Origin of the sequence: Pedosphaera parvula Ellin514 (assembly GCF_000172555.1) — a bacterium.
Classification (GTDB): domain Bacteria; phylum Verrucomicrobiota; class Verrucomicrobiia; order Limisphaerales; family Pedosphaeraceae; genus Pedosphaera.
This window is the reverse complement of record NZ_ABOX02000078.1, coordinates 1-20,749: the sequence shown is the minus strand read 5'-3', so window position 1 is coordinate 20,749 and position 20,749 is coordinate 1. Positions and strand designations below refer to the sequence as shown.

The following is a 20,749-nucleotide window of genomic DNA, read 5'->3' as shown; positions in this document are numbered from 1 at the left end:
ATGGAGTGATAATTCCTGGCGCAACCCAGTCCACCTACCTCGCCACAGCTTCCACCGGCACCAATGCCTACAGCGTTGTTGTCAGCAATGATTTCGGTGGCGGCTCCATCACCACCAGCGGCACAGCCAGCCTTGCCGGCGTGGCCTTGCCCTCGGGACCTTATGCTTCCAGGATCTTGTCCGATCTGCCAATTGCTTACTGGCGCCTGGACGAACCTTCTGATTCCACCGTTGCCGACGATTATGTAGGCGGCCACAACGGGACTTACAATAGCGTCCAACTCGGGGTTCCCGGGTACAGTCCATCGTTTGATACAGACACCGCCGCGAGCTTCGGGTCACTCTCTCCGACGGATAGCGCCATGATTGAAACCGACAACTCACCCAACGGCATCCCCCTGGTCGACTTCGCCAAACCTGTCGGCTCCAATGCACAGTTCTCCGTGGAAGCCTGGGTCAATGGTCCTGCAAACCAAAACAGCGCCGGCTCAGCCATTGTTGCCAAGGGCCCGCCCGGCAGTGATGCGTTCGTTATTGATGCCAGCGCGCCCGGGGGCAACTTCCGCTTCTACACCCGCAAACCTGGTGGTGGCACTTCCCAGATTTACAGTTCCTCCGCTCCGGACGGCAACTGGCATCACTTGGTGGCTGTCTGTGATGAAGCCAGCAGTTCAATCTCGCTTTACGTGGATGGCGTGAATGTCGGAACCGTCACGGGCCTTGCTGGAACCGGGCTTTACAGTTCCACCTACCCCATTGCGATCGGCTCACAGAGCTTTGGATTTGGTTATGACAACCAGTTCATGGGCACTATTGACGATGTGGCAGTTTATAATTATGCCCTCTCCCCCGCACAGGTACAGGCCCACTATAATGCTGCACCTCTGCCGCCTTACTTCACTGTCCTTCCCCCCACCAACGTCGTAGCCATCCTCGGCCAACCCGTAACGCTCTCCGCGACGGTTCTTGGCTCCGCACCACGCACAAATCAATGGTACTCAAATAACGTTGCGCTGGCCGGACAAACCGGCCTCTCGTTGGCGGTAAACACCTCGCACACCGGCACCAATGTCTATACCATGAAGGTCTCCAATGCCTACGGTTCCGTCACCAACGTAGGCACCACCGTCGAGGTGCCTGCAGGATTCGGCCCGCCGCAACTGTTGGCAGACACCACCCCCATGAACACGTCGCGCTATGCCAACCAACCGCTCACCTTTTCAGTCACGGCGTTCGGCAGCGCGCCCCTGACTTATCAATGGCGCTTTAACGGAGCCAACATTGCTAACGCGACCAATGCCACGTATTCCATCACGAATCTTCAAGCGTCGAATACCGGCAGTTACGATTGCGTGGTGCATAATCCTCTCAGCACCACCAACAGCACCCCCTCAACCCTCACGGTCGTCCCAGCTCCAACCAGTGCTTACCCGGTCACGGTGCTTCATGATCATCCAAGAGCCTACTATCGATTGGATGAATCCGTCGGCAGTCCTACTGGCTTTGATCACGTTGGCGGCAATGACGGACTATATACGGCCAATCAGCCCGACCAAATCCCCTTGCTCGGCGTCGCGGGTTATAATTCCAGCTTCGACACCAACACCGCTTGCAAATTCGGCATCGGCGGCGGCAGCTCGGTCGATAATTACCTCGGTGTGAGCATCACGAACCTCAGCTTTGCCAAGCCCAACGGCCAAAGCGGTGCATTCACCCTGGAAGCCTGGGTCAATGGTCCCACGGGTGTTGCCCAGGTCGGCGGCGCGTGCATCGTGGCCAAAGGCCAAGGTGGTGCCGAGCAATTCTCCATGGACATCAACAACGGCTTCCGTTTCTACGTCCGTAATGCGGCTTCGGCCACCTTGGTCAACGCACAAGGTTCGTCTACCTTCTGCGGCAGCCCGATCTCTGGCGGTTGGTCCATGGATGGCAAATGGCATCACTTGGTGGGTGTCTGCGACCAGGTCAACAGCAACCTGCTCCTCTACGTGGACGGTCAACTGGTCGGACCCAACATCATAACGAATGGCGTCGTTCCCCCTCTCGCTTATGCGTATGATCTAGGCAAGTCTGGCTCCGGCACCAATGGCGTGATCGCCGCCGGAGTTGGCATCAACGAAACCACCATCACGACCGCCAATGAAAACTCCATCGTCATTGGAAACCGTAATAAAAACTCAGGCCACGTTGAACCGTCGGCTTACAGCCTACCTTTCCAAGGCACGATCGATGAAGTCGCACTCTACGACTACCCCCTCACACCGGCGCAAGTCTACGGACATTACGCCGTGGCTCAAGGCCTCCCGATCCCTCTCACACTCCAGACCACCAACGGTAACCACGTGCTCACTTGGTCAACCGCGTCGCCCTTGGAGTCAGCTCCTACTGTAACTGGTCCTTGGACTACCGTGGTTGGAGGAGCTTCGCCTTACACCATCGCAACCATCGGCAGCCAGCAGTTCTACCGGCTGAAAGTTCACTGATCCACTCTTCTGATTAGGCCTTGCAAGTCCTGTTCACCAGCGGGCCAGCTTCGGCTGGCCCGCTTTGTTTTGCAATGCAACGTCAATATCCCGCCTTCCACTTGCTCAATTCCAATTGTCAGTTTTTCGTGCCCAAATCGAGCTCAAAAGCAATTGATTTACCGGCTGCTTCAAGATTACGTTAGTTAGGTTGGTAATTTTAAAGCGGTACGGACTGAATTCCCTTCAAACCATCGCCCATTTTCACTGCCATGCTGGATTCAAAACAGTTGCGCGATCAACAGAAAACCAAACGCAGGAGCCAGCCATCGCTTCCGGGTTTGGCCAGGCTCAGGGCGCAGACATCTTCCTTGCTCGATCTTTGCGTAACCTTTGACCAGGCGAAAGGTTTCGCCGAATTCGCCTGGCACGCGCCCGGTTCGGACAAAGTCATCGCCGTTTGCCGTGTACGCTGCACAGGCTCGGACCAGTTGACTTGGGAAACGGAAAAGGATGGCCACCTTGAAGCGGCCATATCCTCGCACCACCGCAATTCCATTCGCGCGGCGATGAAACGCTGGTTAAACCAGTTCCCCACAAGCCTCAATACCCTCACTGCGTTTTGGGTCACACCACAGTCCGGTGGCAAACCGCCGGTCCGCGAGCAGTTATCGCCCTTCGAATTCAACGGTGAGCCTTATGCCTGGATTGAGGATAACATTGTGGCGATGGCTGAGGGGTTGCGCCTCCAGTTCTCACCGCTGGGGCGGATCATGGATCAAATCCAGCCGGAGGCGCTCGCGGATTTTGAGAGCTACGGACGCCGCCTGCAGCGCAAACAACAGAAGCAGGCCGAAGTGGAGGCCCGGCGGCAGGAAACCATGGCGCGACTCGCTCAAGAACGCCGCCAACGCGAATCCCGGCAAATCGTGGCGCGCAGGGCCGCGGAAATAAGGAAAATCGCCAGGACGAAGGCAAAGCCCGAATCTCCACCTACAAATGTGAAATCCCCGCCCACGAGCCCGGCACCGCCGTCGGTACCGGTGCGTTTTGAAATGCCTTCGCTCACATTTCAGGAAACGGCTTTTCCCTTGACCAGCCTTGACCGTTTTTTTCTTCGCGAACGCGCTGCCCTCTGGTGGGTTTCCAATCAATCGGATGATCTGCTCTGTCTTCCGCACTGCCGCATCGAGCGGCTGGAATACCAGCTTCGCACCGCACTGCGCGTCCTCGGGCCGCTACGCGGGCGCGCCCTGCTCTCGGATGAAGTGGGCCTGGGCAAAACCATTGAGGCGGGCCTCATACTCAAGGAATTGCTCACGCGCGGCATGGTCAAAAGATTCCTGGTCTTGACCGTGCCTTCCCTGGTGGATCAGTGGGAGGAGGAGTTGGCGGACAAGTTCGGTCTGGCGACAGTCACCTCCAACCAGACTTCCGCACGAAATGAACCGCAAAACTTCTGGCGTGAAAACCCCGGCATTGTAGCCAGCCTCCACACCCTCAAACAACCCGCTCATCTGGAAATTGCACGCCAGGTGAGCTGGGACATCCTCGTTGTGGACGAGGCGCACTATCTGCGCAACCGCGAGTCGCAAGCCTGGCAGGCAGTTAATGCCCTGCCACGCCAATTCCTGCTTCTGCTCACCGCCACACCCGTCCAGAATTCCCTGGAAGAACTTTATAACCTCGTCACCCTCCTGCAACCGGGCCAGTTGCCCTCGCCAAAGGAATTTCGCGCCCGTTTCGTGAATCCCAAACGTCCCCGACAACCCCGCGAACCGGAGGAACTGCGCCGGTTGCTCGGCCAAATCATGATCCGCAATACCCGCGCTAACGCCGGTTTGAAACTCCCGCCTCGCCGCGCCGAAACGGTTTTGTTCACGCCGGACGAAACCGAACGGGCCTTCTGGCAGCAGTGGGAGAGCGAATTGCGTGTGCAGCTTGCCCGGCTCACCCCCGGCCAGTCGAATTTGTGGGGGCGACTGCTGTTGCAAACCGCCGGCAGCAGCCCGGCAGCTTGGCGCGCCGCCCTCGGAAAATTCCCCGCTGCCGCCGCCGCCCGTGCCTGGCGCGAACTGGCGCCGCTCGAAACAAGCTGGCGGCGGAAGTGCGAATTAATCCCGCCACTGACCCATGGAGAAGGCGGCGTGGTGATTTTCACGCAGTTTTTAGAAACCCAGGCCGCGTTGGCGGAATTCCTCCGTGCCGCAAACGTCGCCACCTTCGTTATCAACGGTGCCACTCCCGCTCCGGAGCGCCATCCCATCACGGAAGAATTTCGCAGGCGGGGCGGGGCCTTGCTCCTCACCCACAGCGGCACCGAAGGGCGAAACCTCCAGTTCTCCCACCGCCTCGTGAATTTCGACCTGCCGTGGAATCCGATGGAGATCGAGCAACGCATCGGGCGGTTGCATCGGCTCGGCCAGCAACGGCCAGTCCATATTTACAACTTAGTATATGCGGGCACATTGCAGGAGCAACTGCTCGAGATTCTTCAGGAAAAACTCAACCTCTTCGAGGTCGTTGTGGGCGAAACCGGCCTGGTTCTGGGCGAGCGGTTCAGCAGCGACGAATTCGCCGAGGAAGTATTCCGTCGCTGGCGCGAAAATGAGGGCCGCGTGGCCGAGGCGATGGCCGGGCTCGGGGACGAACTGGCCGCCGCGCGCGATGCCTTCATTGAAATAAAGCAACTCGACGAAACTCTCTTTGCCAAGGATTACGAATCATTATAACCCTGCCCCAGCCATGAAATGGACCGAGGATAAACTTGACATTCTCCAAAATTTGGAATTCAGCGTGGTGGAAATCTGGCGCGCCAACCCACACATGTCGGATTATACCGCGCTACGCGCCTACGAGGCGGCCTTCCAGACCTACCGCGCCGAGTTGCGTGGCCATGCTCCCAAATCACACGGCTTGAGCGGACTTGATGCCACGACTTTTGACGCCCTGAGGCTCATGTGTGAATTCCGGCTTGGTCGGGGATCGAGTGTGCTGGGTGGCCCGGAAAGCATCCCTCCCATTTCGCTCGAAGTGCTGGTGAATTGCCTGCGGGAACTTGGGAAATCCGTTGAGCGGCACACGAAAGCGGGCGGAAAGCAGGGTTATCTGAACTTCATTGAGCGCTTTCTGCCATGAAACTCAACCGCCTGAAACACGATCCCACCGAACTGCTGGAATTCTATGAGCAGGGCCTATCCTCCATCGGAGCGCTTTGTGAGCGCACGTGGCACGATCGCCTTGAAGTCATAGCGGATGGACGCGCCGCCAATCTTTGGAATCCTAAAGGCACGCTCCACCAGGTCGAACTGCATTTTACCGCTCCAAATGCGGTTGAGGCGCGCGACGCCACGCGTGAAGTATTTCCCGGTTGTCCGCTCACGTTCCAACTCGCCGAAGCGTTGCGGCCCGCCCTTTTGCCGCTGGAACGCTTCGTCCTGGCGGATCAGACTGCAGCGCGCCCGCCGGATGCCGCCGTGGCCGGGAAAATATGGTATGCCCAATTCGCCGACACCTCGCGCTGGCAGTTGACCGCCTCGTTCAAGCCGGACTTTCATTTTTCATTCATCGGCGTCGTGCGCTGCGAAATCCAAGCCATGGACCAGCATTGGTCCCTGCATCGTGTAGCCATATCCTTGCCCGGTGGCGAATCCGACGAAGGCCTCGCCCGCGACCTGAGCTTTCAGCAGGCCGCGCCGGCACCCGCTGTTGAAATCGCCTGGCCGACTCCCGACCCGGCGCGCTGGCGGGAATTGCTTGCCTTGCGGCTTGAAAATGAAGTGGCCGAGGAATTGGTCCGGGTGCGAATCAGGCAGGAAAACAGCCTGCGCCGTGAACTGGAACGCATCGACGACTACTTCGAGAACTATCAGCGTGAACTGACTGCCCGCGCAGGTCGTAGCGCCAACGAAAACTCGAAAGTGAAAACCGCTGATCGCCTTGCCGCCGCAAAGGCGGAGCATGCCCGTCGCCGCGCCGATCAGTTGGCTCGACATGAAATCCGCATTCAGCCGCACCTGGACGCACTTCTGTTGGTGGCCGAAAAAGCATGGCGGACCCGGCTGCAATTCGACCGGGCGCACCGCTCACAGGCAATCGATGCGTTGTTTGTCTCGCGCTCGCGCCGCTGGGTATTGGCAGAGCAAAAATCGATTTAAAGTAATATTAAGCCATTGCCACACTCGACCTCCCATTTGTCATTTTGCCCCCATCACCCTTTCGGGTGACTGGACGATTTCCCAATTTCTCCCTAGCCTTTCTACTTTAATTCCATGACACCCGCCTCACTGGGCGCGCTCAATATCTTTGGTTGTACCAGATTTCCTGACGAGTGTCAGGCCGCTGTTTTCATTTTGGCGGCAATGATTTGAAGGCATCGGTTCAACGGAACTTCAAACGCGGAGAGTCAGTCAACGGGTTGCTGATTCTCCACGAATACATCAACCAGCTCGTTGTCTGAAGTGAAAACCAAAATGAAACGTTTCCTTACAACCGCCAGTCGTCACCTCCGGAGTTCACCAAAATCTGTCAATGCTCCGCCCCGCCCACTCGGTGAAGTAAAACCTGCTGTTATTGATCGGCTTAAAAACATGAATACTATTTGGACCACGGTCATCGCTGCAGCGTTGGTTCTGACCTTTGCGCCAGCGCGCGCACTGGCGAGCCGCCCGCTGGGCATTGATGTTTCGAACAACAACCCCGGGACCATCAACTGGTCCAGTGTCAAGGCGGGCGGCTACGTCTTCGCCTGGGCCAAGGCCACCGAAGGCACTGGCTTCATCGATGGAACTCTCGCGGCCCATATCAACAACGGCAAGGCGGCGGGCGTTTACATGGGTGCTTATCATTTCGCTCATCCCAACCTGAACAGCCCAACCGCCGAAGCCAACTATTTCTGGAATGCTGCCGGCTCCTATATCAAGGCCGATGGTAAAACCTTCATGCCCATGCTCGATATGGAAGTGTTTAGCGGCCTCGTCGGCGCCAGTAGCTATTCGGATTGGGCCAACCAATGGTGCAATGCCATCGTGGCCAAAGCCGCCGCGGTAGGGGTCAAGGTCAAACCAATAATTTACACCAGCGCCTGCAGCGCCTGTAATTTTAACAGCAGCGTGGCGCAATGGTCTGCCGACATCGCCGATTACAATGGCCAGAGTTCACAGACCAGCAATCCCTGGACCACCTGCAGCGGCTGTGAAGTTTGGGGCTCGGGCGTCTGGACTGTATGGCAATTCTCGCAAAGTGGCTCGGTTTCTGGCGTCTCGGGCGCTGTCGACTTGGACGTCTTCAATGGCACTTCCGCCAGCCTGGTCTCAACCATGGTCGCCACTTCCACGACGACCGCCTCCGCCTCACAGCTAAAATATGATTTTAATGGTGATGGGCAGGACGATTATGCCGTTTTCCGTCCATCTGACGGCACCTGGCACGTGCTGTTTAGTTCAGATAACTCCGATCACTCTTTCCAATACGGTCAGAACGGTGACATTCCATTATTGGGTGGTGATCTAAGTGGTGATGGCGCTGCTGATGCCGTTGTGTTCCGCCCGTCCGATGGCACCTGGCATATCCGCTACAGCCAGGATGCTTCGAGTCACGCTTTCACGTTTGGCACCTCTGGCGACATCCCGCTTTTGGGCGGCGACTTTTCTGGTGATGGTGTTCCCGATGCCACTGTCTTTCGCCCCTCGACCGGAACGTGGTACGTGCGCTTCAGCGAAAGTGGCGCCATTCACTCCTTTCTGTTTGGGCAAAATGGCGATATTCCCTTGCTAAATGGAGATTATGATGGCGACGGATCTCCCGACGCCGTTGTTTTCCGCCCCTCGACCGGAATGTGGTATGTGCGCTTCAGCGCAGATCAATCAATCCACAGCTTCCAATATGGTCAAAGCGGCGACATTCCAATGTGGGGTTCGGATTATGACGGAGATGGCAAACAAGATGCGGTCCTCTTTCGTCCCTCCACCGGGACCTGGTATGTCCGCTTCAGCACCGACGCTTCAAGCCACAGCTTTCAATACGGTCAAAGTGGCGATATTCCGTGGCTCTCTCACACCACGGCGAACGGTGCAAACAATGAAAACCTGTTCCGTCCTTCGACGTCACGAATGTACTTGAGGGATAGCTCCACCGGAAATTTCACTTCGTTCATTTACGGCCTGAGTACGGATATTCCCGTTCACTAAGCCAAATTCCTTGCACGCCAGCCCTTGTTGATACTGGGTTGGCGTGCTGGTTTGCACGAATCTTTTGCCCAGAGCTTGTCCGCAATACAATGCACGCTTGAATTTCCCACGAATCCATCCTTGCCTCTCCCCACCCAATCTGTTACACATATTCACCAGCGTACCGCGGGTGTGGTTCAATGGTAGAATGTGGCCTTCCCAAGGCTGAGACGAGGGTTCGATTCCCTTCACCCGCTCCATTGATAATCGATGACTTGCGGATCAGTGCAGTAAAAGTGCAGTAAAAGTGCAGTAAATCACCCGAAAAATCTGTCTTAAAGAACGATTCAGCCGAAGAGGCAATTTTGTTCCCGGCGAAGATTCGCTGAGCACCGCGGATGGGGCTGAAAGACCGACGCAGCACAGAATAAAATGCTGTTACCTGCGCGCCGTGCGACCGAAAATCTGACGCGTGACCATGTCCCGCCAGAGGATTTCCCAAGCCGAAGCCAGTCGACATCACAGTGCCGTGCTGTAATACCTGCAATGAGGGATTCATCAACGTCGATGAGCAGACCCGGGTTTTCTTAGGGTCTGTGAACCTCTCCCGATCTTGTGGACACAGGGATAAAGTTATGGAAAGTGACAATGATGAACAGTCCAAGCAAGACATAGACGCGGGAGTTCAAGCAGGAGGCCGTGCGCCTGTCCGGCATGGCCAGCGGATGAATGAAAACCGAATGAAAACATCAGTCAATACGGGCGAAGTGTCGCTGCCTCCGGCTCAAGCGGTTGGCTGGGGCCGAAAAATCCGTGCCGAACCGGGAGCCTGCACCGCAAAACAGATCTCTAGCACCGAAAATTGGCTTGCAACGCCAAGCGATGGAAGGATAATCGCGAAAATGACCGGAGAAACCAATTTGCAACATGAACATCAAGGCAAATGGGAAATTCCGGTTTAAGGTTGCAGAATCTTCAAAAAACATGGAACTTCGGGAAAACGGTGTGATGATCCATTCCACTTCGATGAAGCGCATGAATAATCGCAATTTTTGAGGGAACCAATGAAGATCCGAATGTGTTTGATGATGATGTTCGCACTGCTCGCCGGAAAGCATCACGCCGCCGCCCGGACTGCTTTCGCGCCTGCCATCAACTATCCAGGTGCCGGAGGCGTCTCAGTCGTCGCGGCGGATGTGAACGGCGACGGCAAAGTGGATTTGATCTGCGCAAGTTTTGACCAGGGCACACTGACAATATACACGAACGACGCCAGTGGCGGGTTCGCGGTGGCTTCCTCCCTGATTGTGGGTTATTCCCTTTCCTGGGTAACGGCGGCGGATTTTAATGGTGATGGGAAGCCGGACCTGATTTACGCTTACCGATATGCCAATGCCGTATCCGTTTTGACCAACGGTGGCACTGGTAATTTCGTCCTCGCCAGCAGCCAGACAGTTGACGTATGGCCGATTTCAGTCGTCGCGGCGGATGTCACCGGCCATGGATTCATGGACCTGATCACTGCAAACGCGAACAACAACAGCGATACGATATCCGTTCTTACCAACGACGGCAAAGGCGGGCTTCTGCTAAGCAGCAATTACAACGTGGGATATTTTCCCACCTCGGTAACCGCGGCGGATGTAAATGGAGATGGACGCATGGATCTGATCTGCGCGCGTTGGGACAATCACCTGCTTGTGTTCACAAACAACGGCATGGGCGGGTTTGCCGTCTCCTCGACACCGGTCGTTGGCGCCAATCCCGTATCGGTCGTGGCGGCGGATGTTAATGGAGACGGTAGGATGGATTTGATCACTGCGAATCTCTGGGACAACACACTGTCCGTTTTGACCAATGACGGGAGTGGTGGATTTACCCTCGCCGCTTCGCCGAGCGTGGGCGTTAATCCCTATTCCGTGGCCGCCGCGGATGTGAACGGAGACGGCAGGCTCGATTTGATTTCCGCCAATGACAGCGACGGGACTCTTACAGTACTGACCAACGACGGCGCTGGCGGATTTGTGATCGCAACCAACATCACCGTTTCAAGTGGGCCTGATTCGCTCGTCGTCGCGGATGTTGATGGCGACGGCAGACTCGATTTGATCAGCGCGAATATCGATCATGGAATTTCAGTGGTATTGAACAAATCGACCTTCCCGCCCCCGGGGATTCCGCCAAAGTTGACCTTGAGTAATTCCGGCAAGAATCTCGTGGTCTCATGGCCGTCCGCCTCGGCAGGATGGTCTTTGCAGCAAACGCCCGCCCTGAATCCTTCGTCTTGGGCTCCGGCCGGCTACAGTGGTTACGGAATCGCTAATGACGGAACGAACAAGAGTTTGACCATTCCAGCGTCTCAGGGAAACCAGTTTTTCCGCCTGTTGCATCCTTAGGGCGAACGATGGCGTTTTTGGGGGGAGGGGTGGCGCCCCGCTCAGCGCGTGGTATGCACGTCATCGTTTTCTCCGAAAGATGTGAATTTTCCATGAACAACGGTGATTGGCTGTCCTGAAAGGCGAGGATCGAAATCGGTCCTCTGCCAGTTCCGCGAAATAGTGTTCGCTTTGGTGGCAGCGGACAATTTCCGCTTGAGAAATCTAGGATTGGAGTTTATCCCGACGGTGACCCAGGTTGCTCAGTCACCTACGTATCATATATGGCCCAGAATACGCAGCGGCGGAGAATTTGGAACGCCTACGCGCTCACGGACTATCGACAAAACGGTCATTGGCCTTACGTGAATTCGCACTCGGCATTGAATCCCTCGAACGTTTTACCCGGAAAAAATCCTTGCGACGCGTCCACGAAGCCGTCTTCGGCGTGCTTGCATTGGAAAGCGAGCCGGTCGACCCGCGATTGTAAATCCCTGATTGTCTCTATTGCGAATTTTGCACCACTTTAAGCCACTTTTGACACGAGGGTTCGATTCCCTTCACCCGCTCCAGTTCCACACGCAAAAGGATTCAGTCCACCCGTAAAGCACTTTCTCTCAGGTAGGCTGCCAGACGCGTTCCATTGTTCCGTGGTTGCAACAGAAACAACGTCCCCCCCACGTAATATCTGCAGTATTCCCCTTGAACTGGAGCAAGTTTGGTGAAGAATAAATTATAAGGTTCGGCTCAGTAAAGCATCCGTTTCGATGTCCTGACTGAACAATGAGCCCGTTGTGAAAAGGAAATTACTATGACCATGTCCTATCTGATTTTAAGCCTCGTCCTTGGCATCGGTTTCACTCTGATCGCCTGCGCCGCAGATTCCAATTCGCCATTCGCAGCCGGAGGGCAGACAAATCAAATCCCAACGGTTGAGGTTCGTCTTTTGGACGACAAGGGACAATTAGGTCCCAAAGAAGCCGTCCCAAAAGTAATCAAAACCGATGCGGAATGGCGCAAGCAGTTGACGGCTGAACAGTACAAAATCGCCCGTGGCAAAGGAACTGAACCCGCGTTTTGCGGCGTGTTCTATGACAACCACAAGCCAGGTATTTATTCCTGTGTCTGCTGCGGCCTGCCATTGTTTACCTCCGAAGCGAAATTCGATTCTGGCACCGGATGGCCGAGCTTTTTTCAACCTGTTGCCGGGGAAAACGTGATCACGAAGGAAGATTTGAGTTACGGAATGCAACGCACAGAAATTCTCTGCGCCCGGTGCGATGCACACCTGGGCCACGTGTTCAATGATGGCCCCAAACCTACCCATCTTCGCTTCTGCCTCAATTCCGTGTCACTGACCTTCAAGGAAAACAAAAATCTGACCGATGCTACCAGGCAGGCCAAACATTGACCTGCCTCCGCTAATGGTGCTCTGCATTGATTATCCATCCTCGTTATGACAAACTCAAACGAATGATGGATACGCGCGACAAGGGATCGCCTCAGCTTTTGCCCACACTGAAGCAATACTTCGGCTTCAGTTCCTTCCGCCCTTTGCAGGAGGAAATCATCCTCGACACGTTGGCAGGTAAGGATGTCTTCGCGCTGCTCCCGACTGGAGGAGGCAAATCACTCTGTTTCCAACTTCCCGCACTCGTCCGTCCTGGGCTGACGGTGGTCATCTCGCCCCTGATTGCGTTAATGAAGGATCAGGTGGACGCGCTAACGGCGAGCGGAGCCCCGGCAACATTCCTCAATTCATCGCTTGAGGCTGGCGAATCAACGCCCCGCCTGCGCGGATTGCACAAGGGCGAATTTCGCCTGCTCTACGTGGCGCCAGAACGTCTGATGTTGTCGGGCTTTCTCGAAGACTTGCGACGCTGGAATGTTAATTTGTTCGCGATTGATGAGGCCCATTGCGTCAGCGAATGGGGACACGACTTTCGTCCTGAGTACCGCGCAATCTCCAAACTGCGCGAACTGTTCCCGGAAGTGCCATTCATGGCCCTCACCGCCACGGCCACTGAACGAGTACGCGAGGATATCATCAGAGCTCTCTCCCTCCGCGAACCACAGATCTTTGTCGCCAGCTTCAATCGACCGAACCTCACTTATCGCGTCCATGCCAAAAGCGGAGCTTACGAACAAACACTGTCCTTTATACGTGCCCGGCCAAGAGAAAGCGGCATTGTCTATTGCCATTCGCGCAAAACCGCCGAAAGCGTGGCTCAGAAGCTGAATGAAGATGGCGTTTCCGCTCGCCCATACCATGCCGGCCTGCCTGGTGAAGAGCGGTCGAGGAATCAGGAATTGTTTCTCCGCGACGAGGTCCGTGTGGTCTGTGCGACCATTGCCTTTGGCATGGGGATCAACAAGCCGAATGTTCGCTTCGTGATCCATTACGACTTGCCCAAGAACGTCGAAGGTTACTATCAGGAAACCGGACGCGCCGGGCGTGATGGTCTGCCCAGCGAGTGCCTCCTGCTGTTCAGCCCTGGCGATGTGGTCAAGCAAACTGGCTTCATCAACGAAAAGACGGATCCGCACGAGCAGCAGCTTGCGCGCGAGCAATTGCAACAAATGGTGCATTACGCGGAGATTGCCTCCTGCCGTCGGGCCTCCTTGCTCGATTATTTCGGTGAGGAATTCCCTGTGGCCAATTGCGAGGCCTGCGACAACTGCCTTTCACCGCGCGACACTTTTGACGGCACCTTGGTGGCGCAGAAATTTCTTTCCTGTGTCTTCCGGGTGCGCGAAAAGAGCGGTTTCGGCGTCGGCCTAAACCACATCACCGAGGTGCTCACCGGCGCGGATACCGAGAAAATTCGTCGTTGGGGCCACACCCAGCTCTCCACTTACGGCATTGGACGGGATGTCGGGCGTGCGGAGTGGGGAGCGATTGGACGGGAACTCGTCCGGCTCGGATTTCTGGAACAAACGAAGGACAAATTTCCAGTAATTCAGATCACTGCCGAAGGTCGCAAATTCTTAAAACAACGCGGCACAGTCCAGCTTTCACGGCCGATCACGGCACCGGCAAAGCAAGCGCATCAGGCCGGTGAAATCGCCTGTGATGAAAGCTTGTTCGAGCGTCTCCGCGCATTGCGCAAACGCCTTGCCAACGAACGCGATGTCCCCTCCTACATCATCTTTTCCGACGTCGCGCTCCGGCAAATGGCCCGCAATTATCCGCAAAGTGAAAAGGAGTTCGCTCGCATCAGTGGCGTGGGGGAGAAGAAACTCCGGGAATTCGGCGAGTCCTTCCTTGGCGAAATCGCCGCACACCTCGCGACCAATGCGCGTCAAATCTTTGCGGACGATTCTTTTACCGCGACCGCACCAACCGCCGCCCGATCCCGAGTCAATGACACGACCCGCGAAACTTTGAAACGCTTCCGCGACGGCCAGAGCGTTGCGGAAATCGCAGTGCAGCGCGGATTCACAACGGGAACCATTTACTCGCACCTTGCCACGGCCATCGACGCTGGTGAATCCGTCTCATTGGATCGCCTCCTGACCAGTGCCGAACAACAGGAGATTGCCACAGCCTTCGCCAAATTCGGTTGGACCAACCTCACCGGCGTTTGCGAAATGCTCGATAACCGGTTTGATTACGGCGTGCTCCGCATCTTCCGCGCCGCCCGTGCGCCCCGCAAATAGCCGCTACACCCTCCCATTCGTTACATGTTCCGGCTTGTTTAATCAAAGAGTGCGTGAGTGCGCCCGCGCTCACGCTAAAATCATGCGACTACCGATAGTTTTTGCAGCTTCTCTCGAACCGACGCGAGACTTTCCTGAACTACATTCAATGCGTAGCCCGTAACCATCTCGATTTGCTCGGTTTCCATGCCCTCCACGTAATAGAGTTCGAACACTTCCCGCTCCGGCCGCGGCCAGGCCCGCATTTCATGCTGCAGCAGTGCCGACGCGTCTTCCCCCCTCACAATGTCTTCCAGCGGATCATGTTCCTGCTCGCCAACTTGCCCCTCAGTTCCCGCTACCTGTTCGCTGAGTTGGCCACGATTACCCTGCCCTCTTTGAGAATTATCACCATTCATATTAAAACCTACTCTCTGATGTACAAAATGAAAAATATATCTGCGTGACCAACCCACTGACTTTCTCAGTTTGGCGTCTCAAGCGCGCACAATGTTCACCACAACACCGGCAACCGAAACACTCCACACCGCGACGTTTCATAAAATCCAGGCTTTCCTACCTCCTCCACTCCATATTTAATCTGGCCATGGCCACAACCGCCTGGCGCCTTTATTTCATTGCTCTCTTTTTCGCCGCCCGATTTGCCTCCGCCGCTGATTCCAATCCTGCGCATGTGGATGCTGTTTCGGCAAAACCCATTCCCTGGCCCGGTGGCATCATCCCATATGATATTTCGAAACTCAGCGAAGCCCAGCAGGTAACCGCCAAAGCCGCCATGAACCGATGGATGGACACCGGCGCACGCATCACTTTCATCCCGCATACCACTGAAACTGAATACGTCAATTTCACCGGCCAAACCAACTCTGGAAACAACACGAGCCTGGTTGGTTTTCAAAAAGGCGCTCGTGCCGACATCAACATCACCTCCTTCTGGTGGCGTCAGGGCGATTGGATGCCCGCGCACGAGCTCGGCCATGTCCTCGGCTTCTTCCACGAACATGCCCGCTGGGACCGCGACAGCCATGTCACCATCCATTACGAGAACATCAAGGAAGGCCGTCAATCAGACTACGATTGGATTCCCAAAACCAACTGGATTGTCAGCACCACCGCCTACGATTATCGCTCCATCATGCATTACCGGACCTGTTGGACCTCCAAATGCGAATCCGAATGCAAGGATGGGGACGGCAGTAGTCCTTGCGTTGTGATTGCTCCCTTAGGCAAGGAATACGACAAAGTAATCGGTCAATGGGGCGACAACGGCATCAGCGCCACCGATGCTGAAAAGGCACGGCTGGCTTACGGCACCAAACCTTCAGCCGACTCCAAACTCACCAAGCAGGACAAGTGATCTGGAATTGCCTTACCGTTCTCCCGTCGGGGACGCCGGATTGCACCACAGTGGCCCTGGCTTTTCATTCAGCGCCGCATTGAACGTCTCAAACTTCAAGAACAGCACCTGACCGCTCATACCAAGAATTACACCGCCTTTGATGTGTGAGCGACCGAGCCCACACCCTTTGTCGGGTTCATTGCCGGCGTCATTATACGCTCCGTAAGTACCGTTAACTTGATAATAAAGCTGCTCATCTGGCTCCCACATTAGAAAAGCATCCTGTCGAAGTGATGCCAGTTTGTAAGTGCTCGGGCTGAGACTTCCCCATCCGCACACCACTCCCGCCATCGTGTAGGTCGATAGCTTGTCCGCACGTTGAGCATAAGCCGCGGTGTTAGTTTTATCCGTTGGGCATTTGTAAACATTGATGTTGTTGATAAATGGCCAAAGCAATCCGTCCTGGTACGCCAGCACGGGACTTAGCACAGGAATGGTTGGAGGCAGTCCTCCCATCGGCTTATAGAGCCATCCCTGATATACACCGCCCCAGTTTGGATAGGGCAGATAATCCCGGTTATCGTTGGCATACATCTGCACCGCCAACCCCAATTGCTTATTGTTATTGATACAGGCGGTGCGTTGCGCCTTTTCCTTGGCCTTCGCCAAAGCTGGCAGAAGCAAGCCGGCCAGAATTGCGATGATGGCAATGACCACCAATAACTCAATCAGCGTGAATCCGCCACGTGCCCGTTTGGAATGTATCGGTTTCATGATTATCCGGCTTTCGCAGTTACACTACTGACTCACCCGGTAAAACTTCTTCGCTGCCGTTGGCATCACCCTGTAATAAGGCGCTGCTGCGCCCACCACCGATGTCCACGGACCGGCCAGATCATTCGCTTCCAGCAATGTCCCCGCCTGCCAAATGATTTCCATCTGTCCCGCAGCGCCCGCCACCTGCATGACCACCGGCCCGTAGGTATCAAAACTGCGCGAATATTTCTTTCCTACCAGGTAAATGCTTTGGGCCTCATACGGCGTTAACACTCGATTCCACACACCGATGTCATCCACATCCGCAGCACCCGACGAAAATGGTGGTACATAAGCGCCGGTGGAATCCTGTCCAATGTTTGTGGGTTGACCATTTGCGTTCACGTCACCGGCAGCGACGATCGAATGCGTATCGACACTCACCCCGTCAAGGTAGGTAATCCCGTTTCCAACACGGTCGAATGTGTGCAACACATGATGCCAGTTGCCATCACTAATTGAACCTGCGGCTCCGATCACTGGAATGCCGGTAAACGCATTCGCAAGACTATAGGACCACGCGCCATTCGTCGTTGGCGCAAAGCAGTATCCCCAGGTATTGAACCCACCATACACATTTCCAAGCACCGGAATATTGTTTGGCGTGCCCGTCAATCGTATCCAATAAGCCACGGAGAAGTTCACGTCAGCGCCAAACTGGAGTTCTGCTGGCACTCCCAGATTCACATAATTATAAGCACCAGCACCAGTATCAGTGGAATAATGCAATGCCTGCGCTCCGACCTTGCCCGTCACAAACGTAGGGCTGCCGACCGCTGCACCGTTATTGTTGCGGCCCGAAGTGTCCTGATAACTCCCATCAAAACCCAGGTGCAACACCAAACCGTTGGTCACATTGGCAAACTGCGGCGGAGGCATGACCGACAATCTGACGGCCGTGCTTGTCACCGATCCCAGGCTGTTGGCCACCGTGAGACTGTAGCTCCCATTGTCAGCGTATTGTGCATTGGCGATGGTGAGGGTAGGATTGGCGGCGCCTGGAATGTTCACCCCATCTTTCTGCCATTGATAAATCAGCCTGGGACTGCCGCCTGCCGTCGCACTTAAAGTAGCATTCTGCCCGGCAAGGATGGTCTGCGGGGTCGGTTGTTGCGTGAAGAACGGCTGCGTGGTGGTACCATATTCTCCCAATCCAAAGTGATTCGCCACCCTGTCAGCCGATAGCACCGTGTTGTAATACGCCACTTCATCAATATCTCCCGGAAAGTACAAATCTCCTGGTCCTTCGGTCGCGCCGGCTCCTATCCGGAAGGGACGGGCAGTGTTGAGATTGAAAGGAACCTGTGCCGAACCAACTACCTGTCCATTCACATAGAATGTCTTCGTGGTGCCGTCAAATGTCCCGACAATATGCGCCCATTCTCCCTCAACCACTGCCGGACCGGTGATGTTCTGCCATGGATTGCCTCCCGGACCGGTCCAAAATTGCCAATGATCGTCAGTCCCGGCATAGAAGATGTAACCCCGGCCACCCGTGTCACGTGAGGTCAACGGCGAGCGATAAGTGCCCGATCCACCATTGATACGCGCCCAGAATTCAATGCTGAACACGCCCTGGTTCAAGTCGGCTGAAAAAGGCACATCGATCTTGCTTCCCCCAAAGGTTGCCGCCGTATCCGAACTGCCGTTTACAGCGCCTGGCACTCCAAAACCAACCCCGGCGTCAGCCGTACCATTGTGGCCTCCTGCCCAATCGGAGACTGTCGGTCCGCTGGCTTCATCCAGTCTCCAGAACGCCACCGGATGATCTTGCAAGACCGCGGCCGTATATCCCGAAGGAGCAATGACGGTAAGGATGGCTGCGGCACTGTTGGTCGAACCGGCTCCATTGTTCACTGCCACTGAAAACTGCGCTCCACTCCAGGCAAGTTGTACGTTGCTTAACACCAGGCTCGTGTTCGTTTGCCCCACCATGGCCACATTATTGGACTTCCATTGATAGTTTAACGGTGCCGTACCCGCTGCCTGCACGGAAAAATTCGCAGTGTTTCCAGAAAAGACGTTTACCGAGGCCGGCGCTTGCACAATATTAGGTTTGGAACCATTGCGCGCATCGTACAAGGATTTAATTTGCGTCGGTGAAAGGGCGCTTCCAAACACTGCCGCCTCGTCAATCTCGCCCGTAAACGGCTCTTCACCGCCATCGGGACTACCACCCAAATACAATGGCTCACCACCTGGAATGATATTGCTTAATGTATTGGTTTTTACCGGCGCACCGTTTAGGTAGATCACCATCGAGTGATTCAGATAGGAAGCTGCCAGATGATACCATTGGCCCACGTTCAAGCTCACCGGGGCGGTTACATCCAGAATGGCAAACGCCGTAAACCGGATCTCATTCGCATTGTTGAAACCAAATCCATACCCGCCAGGCGCAGTGTTGTTCAGATAGCGGCGGTTGGAAAATACCCGCTGAAAACCCGTCAATTTTTCCGGCCGTGCCCAAATCGAAAACGTAAACTCACTGTTGCCGGAAAAATCATACGGCGTGCCATTGGAAATAATCACACGGCTGCCGCTGCCATAAAGTTGCGCCGCACCATCATCATCCAGTCCAAGTGCACCGGGCGTGTAATGTTGGCCTGCAATGGAATACTGCCCATTGTTTCCTCCCCAATAATCGAAGGCAGTCGTTGTGGAATAATCCTCTCCCAACCGCCAGAATGAGATGGGATGTTGAGCCAACACTGCTGCCGTCGAACTTGCCGGGTCCGGGATGGCCACCTGTAGCACCGCCACAGAACTATTGGTGCCTCCGTATGCATTGACGACCTGCACTTGGTACTGACTGCCAGCGAACGAAGGCTGAATATTGCTCAGTACCAGTGAACCCGTTGTGGTTGTCGCAACCTGAACGCCGTTGGATAGCCAGTTAAAGGTAAACGGCACCGACCCGCTTACTTTAACTTCCAATTTCGGACTGCTCCCGGCATATACCGTGAGCGTTCCCGGCAAATCAGTCAGCAATACCGGTCCGCCCGGTGGCAACACCTGCACATAAGCTTGGGCACTCGCAACACTGCCCGCGCCATTCGAGGCGTTAAGTTGATAAATGCCGCTATCACTGTCGGAAAGATTGGCAAGATTCAGTGTATAACTCGTCTGGCCCCCCAGGTTGACGCCATCTTTCGTCCATTGATACTGGATTGGCACACCACCGAAGGCAATTCCCCCCAGGGTGATGGAGCCGCCGGTCTGGTTGGTCGCGTTCTGGGGATCCTGCACAAAATAAGGAGCTGTCACTGTTGTGGGTGGAACCGAGAAGGCTGCCGCAAAATGGTTGGAAATGGACGCTTGGGACAACGGTCCTCCATAGATGGCTACCTCATCCACCGAACCGTTCAGGAAAAAGTTACCTCGTGCATTTTCGGATTCACTGGCGCCGATTCTGAAGGGATTTGCAAAATTGGGAACATAAGGCACCACCACCTTTTGATAGCCAACCAATTCATTGTTCAAATAAACAAAAATGGAGTTGCCATCATAAACTCCCACCACATGAAACCAGGTGTTCAGCGGGAAGGTATTGGTCGAGGATACTACATTCCAACCCGCTTCCCGACCGGTCCAAAATTCCAACTTTCCGTTGTTTCGCGCGTAAAGAATGTAGCCGCGTTCAGTACCCGTGCCCGTGGTGTTACGAGTTGATACCAAAGCCTGATAATCACGATACAGAGCCGGCACGTACGCCCAACATTCAATTGCAAAAGTCGATGGGTTCAACGCGGCAGCATACGGAACATCTATCTTGGCGCCGAATGGAGCGGTCGTGGCATTACTAAAAGTGATGGCCGGGCTCCCGTCACTCAATGCGCCAACTGAGCCTGGATACACTGTCGTCGGCGATCCCATGAAAACCCCATTAGCCGTACTGCCCGCCGTGCCCAGGTTTGCGGCCACTACCGA

General features: G+C 55.3%; 13 protein-coding genes, 1 tRNA gene and 1 pseudogene. 12 read left to right on the top strand and 3 right to left on the bottom strand.

The features are described 5' to 3' along the window. The 11 genes and pseudogenes from CFLAV_RS30190 to recQ form a co-directional block, all read left to right on the top strand. On the top strand, positions 1–2,483 hold a 2,483-nt coding region (locus CFLAV_RS30190; RefSeq protein ID WP_007418731.1), incomplete at its 5' end, for a LamG-like jellyroll fold domain-containing protein. A 251-nt stretch (positions 2,484–2,734) separates the two neighbouring features. Next, positions 2,735–5,194: a DEAD/DEAH box helicase gene (locus CFLAV_RS33470; protein WP_007418730.1), complete on the top strand. Its 2,460-nt coding sequence runs from the start codon at positions 2,735–2,737 to the stop codon at positions 5,192–5,194. A 13-nt stretch (positions 5,195–5,207) separates the two neighbouring features. Further along, positions 5,208–5,600 carry a hypothetical protein gene (locus CFLAV_RS30180; protein WP_007418729.1) on the top strand — a complete coding sequence of 131 codons (393 nt, stop codon included), beginning with the start codon at positions 5,208–5,210 and terminating at the stop codon, positions 5,598–5,600. Then, complete coding sequence (locus CFLAV_RS30175) at positions 5,597–6,619, top strand: hypothetical protein (protein WP_007418728.1); 1,023 nt, start codon at positions 5,597–5,599, stop codon at positions 6,617–6,619. The genes CFLAV_RS30180 and CFLAV_RS30175 overlap by 4 nt, the downstream gene beginning before the upstream one ends. A 432-nt stretch (positions 6,620–7,051) precedes the next feature. Next, positions 7,052–8,650: a glycoside hydrolase family 25 protein gene (locus tag CFLAV_RS33465; RefSeq protein ID WP_007418727.1), complete on the top strand. Its 1,599-nt coding sequence runs from the start codon at positions 7,052–7,054 to the stop codon at positions 8,648–8,650. 165 nt (positions 8,651–8,815) lie between these two features. Next, positions 8,816–8,889: transfer RNA gene (locus CFLAV_RS30160), tRNA-Gly, on the top strand. 375 nt (positions 8,890–9,264) lie between these two features. After that, positions 9,265–9,591, top strand: coding sequence for a hypothetical protein (locus tag CFLAV_RS30155; RefSeq protein WP_040550848.1), 327 nt, complete (start codon positions 9,265–9,267; stop codon positions 9,589–9,591). Positions 9,592–9,693: 102 nt separating this feature from the next. Further along, positions 9,694–11,025 carry an FG-GAP repeat domain-containing protein gene (locus CFLAV_RS30150; protein ID WP_007418724.1) on the top strand — a complete coding sequence of 444 codons (1,332 nt, stop codon included), beginning with the start codon at positions 9,694–9,696 and terminating at the stop codon, positions 11,023–11,025. Positions 11,026–11,272: 247 nt separating this feature from the next. Continuing rightward, positions 11,273–11,494 (top strand): annotated as a pseudogene (locus CFLAV_RS37735) (hypothetical protein); the annotation flags it as partial. Between the two features lie 321 nt (positions 11,495–11,815). Next, on the top strand, positions 11,816–12,415 hold the full coding sequence (msrB, locus tag CFLAV_RS33460; protein ID WP_007418723.1) for a peptide-methionine (R)-S-oxide reductase MsrB: 600 nt from the start codon (positions 11,816–11,818) through the stop codon (positions 12,413–12,415). Between the two features lie 62 nt (positions 12,416–12,477). Next, positions 12,478–14,664 carry a DNA helicase RecQ gene (recQ, locus tag CFLAV_RS30140; protein WP_007418722.1) on the top strand — a complete coding sequence of 729 codons (2,187 nt, stop codon included), beginning with the start codon at positions 12,478–12,480 and terminating at the stop codon, positions 14,662–14,664. An 80-nt stretch (positions 14,665–14,744) separates the two neighbouring features. Here recQ and CFLAV_RS30135 read toward each other — a convergent pair whose 3' ends face one another. After that, positions 14,745–15,062: an RNA polymerase sigma factor gene (locus CFLAV_RS30135; RefSeq protein ID WP_007418721.1), complete on the bottom strand. Its 318-nt coding sequence runs from the start codon at positions 15,060–15,062 to the stop codon at positions 14,745–14,747. Positions 15,063–15,250: 188 nt separating this feature from the next. On the opposite strand from CFLAV_RS30135, the gene CFLAV_RS30130 reads away from it, so the two are divergent. After that, complete coding sequence (locus CFLAV_RS30130) at positions 15,251–16,021, top strand: M12 family metallopeptidase (protein WP_007418720.1); 771 nt, start codon at positions 15,251–15,253, stop codon at positions 16,019–16,021. A gap of 12 nt (positions 16,022–16,033) precedes the next feature. Here CFLAV_RS30130 and CFLAV_RS30125 read toward each other — a convergent pair whose 3' ends face one another. Then, positions 16,034–16,777: a type II secretion system protein gene (locus CFLAV_RS30125; protein WP_007418719.1), complete on the bottom strand. Its 744-nt coding sequence runs from the start codon at positions 16,775–16,777 to the stop codon at positions 16,034–16,036. A 24-nt stretch (positions 16,778–16,801) separates the two neighbouring features. Further along, positions 16,802–20,749 (bottom strand): LamG-like jellyroll fold domain-containing protein (locus tag CFLAV_RS30120; RefSeq protein WP_007418718.1); only part of this gene is annotated, 3,948 nt, incomplete at its 5' end.